The sequence below is a fragment of the bacterium genome (genome assembly GCA_021158245.1).
Lineage (GTDB): Bacteria > Zhuqueibacterota > QNDG01 > QNDG01 > QNDG01 > QNDG01.
Genome location: JAGGVB010000120.1, coordinates 1 through 12,666, shown reverse-complemented (window position 1 = coordinate 12,666; position 12,666 = coordinate 1). Strand labels below are relative to the sequence as shown.

The 12,666-nt window shown below is 39.1% G+C and carries 7 protein-coding genes; 6 read left to right on the top strand and 1 reads right to left on the bottom strand.

What is annotated here, in order from left to right; translation table 11 throughout:
- Positions 1 to 238: 238 nt before the first annotated feature.
- The 6 genes from J7K93_06820 (at position 239) to J7K93_06795 (ending at position 11,890) form a co-directional block, all read left to right on the top strand.
- Positions 239 to 2,938, top strand: coding sequence for a TonB-dependent receptor (locus J7K93_06820; protein MCD6116707.1), 2,700 nt, complete (start codon positions 239 to 241; stop codon positions 2,936 to 2,938).
- Positions 2,939 to 3,135: 197 nt separating this feature from the next.
- On the top strand, positions 3,136 to 6,288 hold the full coding sequence (locus J7K93_06815) for a hypothetical protein (GenBank protein ID MCD6116706.1): 3,153 nt from the start codon (positions 3,136 to 3,138) through the stop codon (positions 6,286 to 6,288).
- 180 nt (positions 6,289 to 6,468) lie between these two features.
- Positions 6,469 to 7,494: a PorV/PorQ family protein gene (locus tag J7K93_06810; protein MCD6116705.1), complete on the top strand. Its 1,026-nt coding sequence runs from the start codon at positions 6,469 to 6,471 to the stop codon at positions 7,492 to 7,494.
- Positions 7,495 to 7,752: 258 nt separating this feature from the next.
- On the top strand, positions 7,753 to 9,129 hold the full coding sequence (locus J7K93_06805) for a hypothetical protein (GenBank protein MCD6116704.1): 1,377 nt from the start codon (positions 7,753 to 7,755) through the stop codon (positions 9,127 to 9,129).
- 419 nt (positions 9,130 to 9,548) lie between these two features.
- Positions 9,549 to 10,901 carry a sugar porter family MFS transporter gene (locus tag J7K93_06800; protein MCD6116703.1) on the top strand — a complete coding sequence of 451 codons (1,353 nt, stop codon included), beginning with the start codon at positions 9,549 to 9,551 and terminating at the stop codon, positions 10,899 to 10,901.
- Between the two features lie 26 nt (positions 10,902 to 10,927).
- A complete protein-coding gene (locus J7K93_06795; protein MCD6116702.1) occupies positions 10,928 to 11,890 on the top strand; it encodes an ROK family protein in 963 nt (320 codons plus the stop codon).
- Positions 11,891 to 11,956: 66 nt separating this feature from the next.
- Here the strand turns inward: J7K93_06795 and J7K93_06790 are convergent.
- Positions 11,957 to 12,666, bottom strand: a 710-nt coding sequence (locus J7K93_06790) for a S46 family peptidase (protein MCD6116701.1), incomplete at its 5' end; no start/stop codon positions are given.

Genomic DNA, 12,666 nt, shown 5'->3' with positions numbered 1-12,666 from the left:
CAGGAATTCATGCGATATCTTGGAATGCTGTGGATTATAGAGGACAAATGGTTAACAGTGGCGTCTATTTTTACGTATTAAGGGCAGGCGATTTTAAAGAGTCCAAGAAAATGCTGCTGCTCAAATAACAACCACCTGTTTTTTTTGTCTTCGAGTATTAGAAATAAAAGGCCCCATTCAAAGGGGTGGTGGGGCCTTTTAGAATTGTTTTACAGGAGACGTCTTGGAGGTGTTACAGATGAAGGTCAAATATATTCGTGTCATTCTATTAATTGCTATGCTTTATATCATAGTCCCTTCCCTATGGAGTGGGACCACCGGAAAGATAGCAGGTAAAGTAATAGATGCTCAAACCGGGAATGGGCTGCCTGGCGCTAATGTGTTCATTGAGGGGACATACATAGGCGCAGCCACTGACTTAGAAGGATACTTCGTAATTTTAAACATTAAACCGGGTATCTATGCGGTCAAGGCTTCGATGATGGGCTATCAGGTGCAGAAAGTTACAGCAGTGAGAGTCTCTGCAGACCTAACCACAAATGTAGATTTTAATCTTAGGACCACCGTTTTAAAATCTGGGGAAGAGGTGACCATTGTTGCTGAAAGACCACTTGTGCGTAAGGACCTTACTTCTACAGCAGCAGTGGTTGGTACAGATGAGATTTCTGAAATGCCAGTAGAAGAATTTAGTCAAATTTTGGCACTGCAGGCTGGAATAGTAAAAGGTGCAGATGGTACCACTCATATCCGTGGCGGCAGATCCAGTGAAATCGCCTATTTGGTCAATGGTGTTTCCGTCACTGATTCCTATTCCGGAGATATTGCCATTGAGGTAGAAAATAGTGGCATCCAGGAAGTTCAAGTAATTAGTGGTACTTTTAATGCTGAATACGGGCAGGCAATGTCTGGTATTGTAGAAGTGATAACAAAAGATGGGGGAGAGAAGCTGTCTGGACAGTTGTCCTTGTATGGTGGAGATTACATGAGCAATCATACAGAGACATTTTTGGATATTGATGACTCCAATCCATTGGGTATTTCTAATATTCAAGCGCGTCTCAGTGGACCCATTCCTGGATTAGGTAAAAAGCTTTCTTTTTTCGCCACGGGAAGATTTTACAATAATAATGGGTGGCTTTTTGGTCAAAGAATTTTTAATCCTTCTGATTCATCCGATTTTAATTCCCCCGATCCAAAAGCCTGGTATATTGAAAGCACTGGTGATAGCTCAATGGTTCCTATGAACCTTTATAATAAGAAGACTGGTCAGTGTAAGTTTAGTTATCGATTAGCTCCTAATCTCAGACTTAGTTATGAATTTTTTTTGGGTAAGGTAAATTATCAAAGATACAATCATTCTTTTAAATATAATCCTGACGGTGATTACCATCATTATAAGAATAGCTATTCCCATCTTTTTATTTTGAATCACATGCTAAGCTCAAAAACGTTTTATACTGTGAAATTTTCCAATTTTTTCTTTGATTACAAAAAGTACGTTTTTGAGAATCCTTTGGATCAACGTTATGTTGATCCCCGCTACTTAAGGAGAGGAAAATTCCTGACAGGCGGTACAGAGATGGATCATTCCTACAGAAATACCAGAACCCTTGTGAGTAAATTTGATATAACAAGCCAAATTACCAGAACGCATCAAGTTAAAATGGGGCTGGAGCTCAGAAAACACAAGTTATGGCTACATGAGTACGAAATAAAGCTGGATCGCTCTACTGATTGGAAACCGCAGGTTCCTCCAGACACGTTAGGGGTTCTAAAAAATAACAATTATACCCATCGTCCCATTGAATTTGCCGCCTATATACAAGATAAAATGGAATTTGAAGACATGATCGTAAATATCGGGATTCGATATGATTATTTTAATCCTGATGGTGAAATACCAGTTAAAGAGTATTATTATACAACATCTGAAGGAGAGAAAATATTAAGAGAGGGAGAGAGGGATCCCCTAATTGCTCCTAAAACTAAAGCTAAAGTTAAGCACCAACTTAGCCCTCGGATTGGTATTGCTTACCCCATAACCGAACGCGGCATCATCCATTTTTCGTACGGACATTTCTTCCAGATGCCCCCATTTGAATATCTCTACCACAATTCTGAATTTGAAGTGGAATTTGGCGGCTTGCAAACCTTAATGGGAAATGCTGATCTAAAACCACAACAGACAGTCATCTATGAAATTGGTTTACAGCAACAGCTTTCCGATGATATTGGACTGGATGTCACCGGCTTTTACAAGGACATAAGAAATCTATTAGGAACAGAGATTGTCGAACACTATATCGCTACCATGTTATACGCCAAGTATGTTAATCGCGATTACGGTAATGTACGAGGATTTACTCTGGCATTGGAAAAAAGAAGGACCAAGCTTTTATCTGCCAGGATAGACTACACTTATCAAGTATCTGAAGGGAATGCCTCGGATCCCAAATCTGTATTTTTAGACAATCAATCTTCACCAGCTCGAGAGACCGAAATCAAAGTGGTGCCTTTGGATTGGGATCAAACCCATACGCTTAATCTCTCTATAATTTTAAGCCAACCAAGTAACTGGGGTGTAAGTTTGTTGGCAAGATTAGGAAGCGGTTTGCCTTATACTCCATCATTCCAGGGTATAAGAACCTCTTATGAGAATAGCGGACGCAGACCGGCACATTCTATCATCGATCTTAACGCTCATAAGGAATTTACTCTAATGGGATTAAAATATTCCATTTTTTTAAAGGTCTATAATCTTTTAGACAGAAAGAATGAAGTCAAAGTTTATGAAGACACAGGCAGAGCTAATTATACTTTGAGGTCGTTTTACACTGGAGAATGGCGTAACTATAGCACTCTAAATGATTATTTAAATAGACCGGATTTCTATTCAGAACCAAGGCGAATAATTTTGGGAGTGTCGATGGGTTTTTAATATTTTAAGGAGTTGTGAGTGTTCTTGTAAACAATTACAGGGATTAAGGACAGCAGGTATGAAAAAAACAGATTATACGGAAAAAATCCGAACAGTCGATAATCCTCGTATTAATTTGGAGGTGATCAATCATGAACCGAAAAGTTTTTATTTTAATTCTATATATGACCATCCTTTTAGTATTGACTAAAGAGTCAATGGCTCAAGGTCCCTATGGCGATAAAAAGTACCGCAGGATGGGCGTTCATAATGGAAACCAGGTTGCTACCATATTTTTTAACCAGGGTGATGTCAGTGGATGGGCAGGTTGGGGATACCCGCCGCCAAGATGTGAGTGGCCTAAAGGAAGCGGTCATGAGTATTCCGGTGAAAATAGCATACTTGTAGCCGCTGAAGTAGATAATACCCGTGGTAAAACCATCCACATTTTAAGCGAGAGTTCGCTGGATTTTGACAGTACTGATAAAAATGCTGAAATGTTTCAGCAAGGTTGGGAGCCACTTCCCGGGTATTTCAATCCCTATCAAGATTCCCCTGCTATGAGTCACAAGCCGGAAACATGGCCTGACTCCTGGCCAGATAAGATGGATCAGGATGACCCGGGGTGGCCTGGTACCTGGAACGGTTACTTTGGCAAGGGAGTAATGCAGGCCGATCAGGAGAGTTATTTTGTTATGGATGACCAGGCTAATGACGAGTTTGATTTCTATCCTGATGTCAACGACTCCAATCGATGTGGGTTAGGATTATTAGTGAAAGCCAGGGGACTGCAGTGGTCTCATGTACTAGCTGAAGATTGTATTTTCTGGCTTTATGATATCACAAATATCGGAACCTATAATCATAAAAAAGTAGTCTTTGGAGAAGTGTTCGATGGGTTTTTAGGTGGTTTTGGAGATGAACATGATGATTGCGCTTCTTTTGATCAAACAGGAGATATGGATATTACCTATTCTTGGGATTATGATGGTGTAGGAATAAATGGGTGGGGTCCTGTAGGATACTTCGGATATGCCTTTCTGGAAAGTCCCGGCGATGCTACTGATGGTATCGACAATGACGATGACGGGCTAATAGATGAAAGAAGAGACAGTGGGCCTGGAGAAGTTATCTTTGGGCCGGTCGGAATTTATGGCTCAGAAAAATTACACTGGAGTGGCGACGAAGATGGTGATTGGGTAGGTTTTACAGACGTGAACGGCAATGGTGAATGGGATACCGAAGATACTAATGGTAATGGAATTCTCGATTTAGGTGAAGATGTTAATAGGAATGGATTTCTTGATTATGAACCGTTGAATGATGACCTGGGAATGGATGGTATTGGTCCGGAAAGCCCTGATTACACTAGCCAGGACCAGGGCCAGGGTGACGGCATTCCTACTGATGGAGAACCGCGTTTTGATAGGACAGATGTCGATGAGTCGGACCAGATTGGTCTCACAAGCATGGATAGCCACATGGAAAACACTGTCTACCTGTCTTACGATGAAATTATGTGGGAATTATTAAAACCGGGACACTTCGCGCCAATAGCGCAAAATACAAATACAGAGTTTTTCTATGGCTCAGGATATTTTCCCCTGCTGCCAGGTAGAACCGAAAGATTTTCATTAGCACTGCTAATGGGGGAGGATTATAACGATATTATTAAAAACAAACAGACAGTACAACAAATCTATAATAATAATTATAATTTCACAAAGCCCCCGTTAATACCAAGGGTGACTGCTGTTCCAGGAGATCGGAAAGTGACGCTTTATTGGGACCGCAGGGCGGAATCCTCGATAGATCCTGTTTATGGCAAAGATTTTGAAGGCTATGTAATATACAGAAGCACTGATCCTGGATTTATTGAAGTGAAAAACGTTACCGATAGTTATGGCAATAAAACCTATAGAGAACCTATCGCTCAATTTGATCTTAAAGATGGATTAAAAGGTCCACATCCTATCGCAATGGGAGAAGAGGTAGGAGTGTCAACCGGTGCAAATTATAATATGGGATACGATACTGGTTTGGTGCATTCATTTGTAGATTCCGGACAAACATGGACTGGAGCATTAGAAAATGGACAGACTTATTATTATGCTGTAGTTTCCTATGATAAAGGTTATGATGATGATTTCTTTAAAAGAGGACTTAGTTCTAAACCATTTCTCCAAGCCATATCTCCTACTGAATGTCCTACTGTTATTGAAACAGATGCTACCGGACATGTAACTTTTAATGACATAAACACGGCAATAGTTATACCCAATGCCCCGGTAGCCGGATATACTGCACCTGGAATTGAAGATATGGATTTGCATTCCTGCGCTGGTACGGGAAAAGTGGGTATAAAAATTCTAAATCCTCTCGAGGTGAAAGACAATCATACATACCAGATTGTTTTTGATATTGACAGTTTAACAGGAATAACTTACTCTGTAGATGATGTAACTTCCTCTCCTTCTACTCCGATGTTGTCCAGTAGTTATATAAACGGTGAAGAAAATTTCGTTTTTGATGGATTGATGGTTCAGGTTTGGAACGATTCAATAATCGCCTATAATGACAATCTCTCTAAATGGAGCAAAGGTGATTGTAATTATGATATTAATGCCTGTCTTAATAAGAATCTTGGTACTCCAGTCATTGCCTATCCTGCAAATTATAAGATTCAGTTTGGCGAAGTTGGAATTGATACTGCTGTTTATTTCTCTCCTATAGGACCTGATGTTCCAGTCCCTTTTACCATTTGGAATCTTACTGATAATGTTAAGGCTAATTTTGTTGTACTGGATCAGGATAATAGCGGCGATTGGTCATCCGGAGATAGAATTTACCTTGTGAAGGGTGATAATTTCAGCGATTTTAAGCCAATATACTGGATGATTACTCTGACCGCTCCACCTGATACGATAGCCACACCTATTCCTCCTGAAAGCGGTGATGAGGTTTTTATTTATACTACAAAACCTTTCCGAATTGGTGATATTATTACATTTAAAACTAAAGCAGCGTCTGTTGATAGAGCAAAAGCTGAGTCCAGTTTGGATAAAATAGCTGTGGTACCAGATCCTTATGTATCCACCGCTTCCTGGGAGCCTAAACATTTCTACAGTACAGGACGCGGTGAACGCAAGATCGACTTCATCCATTTGCCGCAAAGGTGTACAATTCGTATCTATACTATTAGAGGAGAATTGGTGAAAACAATAGAGCATGAAAAGTCCCTTGACGATGGAAGTGAGTCCTGGAATCTCAGGTCCAAGGACGGAATGGACATTGCTTATGGGATGTATGTTTTTTATGTTGAAGCGCCTAAAATTGGGCAGAAGATTGGGCGATTTGCAGTGATTAAATAATGAACTAAATTTTCAGATCAATTGAAGACTCTCGGGTTAGTTTTAGATCAAAAGGAAGGTGAATATAAATTCCAAATATTAATCCGACTGATAGCGGACAAACAAATTCCAATTACCGAAATTCAAAAGCCGTTTTAATTACTTAAATTTGGAATTTTAATGTTGAAGGAGGTTGTTACAATGAGAAAATTATTATTCCTCTGTGTGTTTATCATAATAATCCCAGTTTTGACTTTTGGACAGATCATTACTAATGTTACCAAAGTTGGGACAACCAGTGCTCCCTTTTTGAAAATTGAACTTGGAGCTCGAGCCGTGGCCATGGGTGGAGCTTTTGTAGCTGTGGCTAACGATGCCACCACTATCTACTGGAATCCCGCCGGTATATCCAGATTGTCTAACATTGAGGTAGTCTTGAATCACACTGATTGGTTAGCCGATATAAATTTTGATTTTATCGGCTTTATATTGCCTTTGGGAGCGTTTGGAAATCTTGGGGTTAGCATCACATCTCTTAATATGGGCGAGAATAAAGTAAGGACAGTTTTTTATCCGGAAGGAACTGGTGAAAAGTATGGAGCTAGTGACCTTGCTGTTGGGCTGTCCTATGCTAAGAATCTCACTGACCGTTTCTCAATTGGCTTTACTGGTAAATATATCCGGCAACAAATATGGCACATGAGTTCATCAGCCTTTGCAGCAGATATTGGAATTCTCTATACTACCCGATTCAATGGAATGAAGATGGGTATGAGTATCTCCAATTTTGGCAATAAAATGCGGTTAGAGGGAAAAAACACATTGATAAATTACGACCCCGACCAGGTTAAATATGGCAACAATGATCGTATACCAGCTAACATGCAGACCGATAGGTTTTCCCTGCCATTGATCTTCCGAGTAGGTGTAGCAATGGACGTACTTAAGGGTGACCGCAACCGTATGACTCTTGCTGTCGATGCCGTTCATCCTAATGATAACACCGAAAATCTAAATTTTGGCACAGAATACGTTTTTAATAATATGATTTTCCTTAGGATAGGCTACAAGAATTTATTTACTCAAGATGGTGAGGAAGGTCTTACCGCAGGAGCAGGAATCAAATACGGATTACCAGGAAATATTTCTCTAAAACTCGATTTTGCCTATCAAGATTTTGGCAGGCTATACAATGTGCATAGATTTTCGTTGGGATTGGAATTATAATGTCATAACTATATAGTTAAATTACTGTGTTGTATCAGAAAGATATTTTCATATAGCCATCTCAATTCCGCGGGATGAGTTTTTAGGAGATAGTTAATCATGTATAAGAAGCTATATTTGGAAACTAAATATTTCATGTATATTATCCTTAATTATATGTTTCTTGGTCTTATTTTAATAATTACGTCATGTGGCAAGAAGGTTCCTGACCAGGTTTGCGAGGACATCCTTGTCAGAATTGGAGACAAAACTATCTCTGTGGAAGAATTTATTCGTCGGGCGGAAAATACAATAAGACCCCCATATTGTAATGGAGATAGTTATTTCCACAAAAAAATTGTCTTGAATTCGCTAATCGCAGAAAAGATGATGGCTTTAGAATCTGATAAGGATAACGAACTATCCCGAAATGAGCAATTTCAGGATTATCTGAGAGGCAGAAAAGAACAAGCGATGCGCCAATGGCTTTATGACCACGATTTTTTTAAAAAAGTTAAATTGGATACAAATGAAATAAAAAAAGTCTATAAATGTGCCGGGCGAAATTATAAGATTGCCTATTATACTATTAAGGATAACGCTATAGCCAACATGGTTAAACGAAAATTGCTACAAGGGCGTACTTTTACGGATGTCTTGCGTGAATTAGGAGGGGATGAAAAAATTCCTCAACGAGAGGTGAATTGGAATGCTGAGGAACATGAAACCATTCACACCGCATTATTTTCTGAGCCGCTTGAAAAGAATCAGGTTATCGGTCCGTTGAGAATTGAAGAGAACTATTACACGGTTATTAAAATACTTGACTGGACTGATAGAATCGCAATTTCAGATAGCGATATTCGGCAAAGATGGAATCATGTTACAGAGAGGCTCAAAAAAAAGCACGCAACTGTTCAATATAGACAATATGTCAGTAAAATTATGCGCGGCAAGAGAGTAGAATTTTCAAGAGATACTTTTTACAAATTAGCGGATATTTTTGGCAAGCTTTATTTTAAATCGAGAAAAGAGAAAAAGGTCGCCTTTAAACAAAGACTCTGGCAAAAAGATAAGAATGAAATCAATCCGGACGATATTGGAGATAATGTTGAGAAGATTATAGATTTCTCTCTATTGCAAATTGATGGTGAAATCCTGACTGTCCGTGAATTCGAGAAGGAACTGAGATATCATCCCCTGGTTTTTCGCAAGAAAAGAATTAAAAGAATAGAGTTTGCAGAGCAGTTCAAACTCGCTGTTGTAGATATGATTCGCGATAAATACATAACAGAAGAAGCCTATAAAAAAAAATATGACAAAGTGAATATTGTTGAGAGGAATGTTTCGATGTGGCGGGATTATTTGTCCGCGTTATACCACCGAAATCAATATTTAGAATCAATCGGAAAGAATGAAAATTTTAACAAAGATTATTCACGTATTATTGAACAGGACCTAAATCCTTACATTGATAGTTTACAGCAAAAATATAATGATGTTATTAAAATTAATAGAGATCGTTTCGAAAAAATTCAATTAACCCGGATTGATATGTTTGTAACGCAGCATAATGTGCCTTTTTCTATTGTTGTGCCGGGTTTTCCCAAACTGACAACGGATAATAAATTGGACTATGGAAAAATAATGGAGTGATATAATTCTGAATTGCTAATCGACGAAGCTAAACTGACCAGATATCTTGGCAACTTTTAGTTTATTAGAGAAATATGAATGAATAATTTTAAACTTTTTATTTTTACATTGATAATAATAACTAAGGTATTATTCGCCCAGCAAGAGGGTAGACTGATTGAAAACTGGCTGGTATTGGGCTCTCTTTAGCAAAGACAACCCCTGCAAACTAATTGCCAGATGCGTTACAGCCATAGTATTTTTTTTAATGACTATGTGTTTTGCGACGGATTGGTAAAATTCAAAGATAAGTGGATATATATTATGGCGCTACCGATCAGTGGATATAAGGTGCTATTATTGACTTCGATGGAATATTGAGCGAAGTATTATCAAAGTAAAGGATTTAGGTTAAATAATAATGTATAAGTGAGGTAGTAATGAAGAACAAAAGATATGTTATTTACAGTGCGATAGTTGCCGCTCTCGGCGGGCTGCTTTTTGGTTTTGATACAGCCGTTATTTCCGGAACCACAGGCTGGCTTGAAAAAGTTTTTGAGCTTTCTTCCTTCTGGCTTGGATTTACGGTTGCCAGTGCTCTGATAGGAACAATAATAGGTGCTATTATGATCGGAAGACCTGCCGATAAATATGGGCGGCGCAATATACTTTTTGTCGTGGCTGTATTATATTTTATCTCGGCGTTTGGAAGCGCCCTGGCATGGGATTGGTATTCGTTTCTCTTCTTCCGTTTTATCGGGGGATTAGGCGTTGGTGGCGCATCTGTTGTATCGCCTATGTATATTGCAGAAATTTCTCCGGCAAAATACCGTGGCCGTCTGGTGGCTGTAACGCAATTTAATATTGTATTGGGAATACTTTTAGCGTTTTTTTCAAACTTTATTATTGCGGGCTTGAACTTGGGTGATGTAGAATGGCGTTGGATGTTTGGTGTAGAGGCAGTTCCGGCCATTGCTTTCTTTTTTCTTCTGTTCAACAATCAGCTCAGCCCGCGCTGGTTGGTAACTAAAGGCCGTTTGGATGAAGCAAAAATAGTGCTTGAAAAATGCGGTTCCGATACCGGCAACGTAGATGATGAAATTTTGGAAATAAAAACATCACTTGGTATTGAACATAGCAGTTTACAGGAAAAATTGTTAAGTAAAAAATATATTAAACCTATTTTGTTGGCCGTTTCTATTGCCATGTTCAATCAACTTTCCGGTATAAATGCAATTTTGTATTATGCCCCAAGAATATTCAAGATGGCCGGAGCCGGTTCAGAATCCGCCCTGCTTCAAGCTGTGGCGGTCGGCGGTATAAACTTAATTATGACAATGATAGCATTAGCAGTAATTGACAATTTTGGTCGCAAGAAACTTATGCTGATTGGTTCAGTTGGTTATATCTTGAGCTTAGGAAGTACCGCGTGGGCATTTCATACATACGATACTGAGTTTACAGCGACTGGAGGCGTGGTTGTGTTGATTAGCCTTCTTGTATTTATTGCTGCTCATGCTTTTGGACAAGGAGCAGTTATATGGGTATTTATTAGCGAAATTTTTCCAAACAGGGTGCGTGCCCGTGGACAGGCACTGGGCAGTTTTGTTCACTGGGTGATGAATGCAGTCATAGCGTGGACTTTCCCGATTTTTGCTGAAATATCAGGAGGTCATATTTTTGCCTTCTATGCGCTTTGCATGGTTGGGCAGCTTGTGTGGGTCATCTATGTAATGCCGGAAACCAAAGGCATATCCCTTGAGCAAATTCAGAAAAAATTAGGGATTAAATAACTTAACATAAGAAAGATAAGTTAATTATGGATTCAATAAACGTAACTCTTGGTATAGACATAGGTGGTACGAATACGGTCTTCGGATTAGTTGACCGTGCCGGGAAATGTTATGTAAAGGATAGTATTCCCACCAATGCTCACGAGCCGGCGGAGAAGCTGTTGAATCGATTATTTCTAAGATTTGATAAAATATATAACTCAATGTCTGACAACTATATTTTAAGAGGAATCGGAATTGGCGCGCCAAATGGTAATTATTATCGAGGTACGGTTGAGAATCCACCCAATTTAAGTTGGGGACAAGTAAATTTTGTTGAATTAGTAAAACACTATAAAAATGTACCTATCCTCTTGACGAATGATGCTAATGCAGCGGCGTTGGGTGAAATGGAATTTGGCGTTGCCAGGGGAATGAAAAATTTTGTACTGATAACCTTAGGTACCGGTTTAGGCAGTGGGATTGTGGTCAATGGCGAGGTAGTTTATGGGTATGACGGATTTGCCGGGGAAATTGGTCATATAATAGTAAAAGAAAACGGTCGTCAATGTGGCTGCGGCAGAAAAGGATGTCTGGAAACTTATGCATCGGCAACCGGACTTAAGAGGACGGTTTTTGAATTTATTTCAAGCTTGAATGTGGAAAGCAGCCTTAGGAATATTTCTTATAAGGAATTATCTGCAGAGATGGTATATGACGCAGCAGTAGCAAACGATTCAATTGCTCTTGCAGCTTTTGAATTTACGGCTGAAATACTCGGCAAGGCTCTTGCAAACACTGTCGCTCATTTAAGCCCGGAAGCAATTATACTTTTTGGCGGATTGGAAACGGCCGGCGATCTTTTTCTAAAGCCACTCAAATATCACCTTGAAGATAATTTACTAAATCTATATAAAAATAAAGTTAAGATTTTAAGGTCCGGCTTACCAAAGGGTGATGCGGCTATCTTAGGCGGTAGCGCTCTAATATGGAATGAGTTAGATTATTAGCTTGCATTATTCATAAATTATTCAGGTTAATTATTTTAACCGGACAGCAGTGATAAAATATAATTGTTATATTTGTATATTCAGTTCTTTAAGTATTGATTCAGCACCGGAAAATTCTTTTAATATCCAGAGTACATATCTGATATCAACTCCGATTGACCTGCTGTACTCTTTACTCCATGCAAAATCATTTATTGTTGCTTCAAAAGCGCGGTCAAAATTAATCCCTATAAGTTCTCCCTTGGCATTAAATATCGGGCTGCCTGAGTTCCCGCCTGTAGTGTCAGTACTGTAAAGCATGTCAACCGGCACTGTTTTTAGCTGAGGGTTAACAAATGTCTGCGGTTGTTTCATGTTGATCAAATCCAGAAGATGCTTTGGCGTGTCGAACGGAAACTCTCCTGTGCTTTTTTCTGTTATGCCTTTCAAAGTTGTAAAAGGCCTGTACCAGACAGCATCTTTTGGAGAATAGCCTTCAATTTTTCCGTATGTAAAACGTAATGTTCCGTTTGCATCGGGAATAAAATTCTTTTTCATAAATAACTTTTTCGCATCCATAAAAGAGGCAAGCAGCTGATCAAGCTTTCCTTTTCTATATTTTTGAACCTGTTCAAGCTCTTTATATTCCGGGTACAAATCAGATACAAAAACAAGAGCCGGGTCCCGGAATACTTTGTTTTTATCAGGACTGCTGTACATGGCATCCAAGGCAATTTTGGCATTCATGATTACTGTTCCCGAGTAGATGTGTTCCACAAAGTTCTTTATAGATTTTG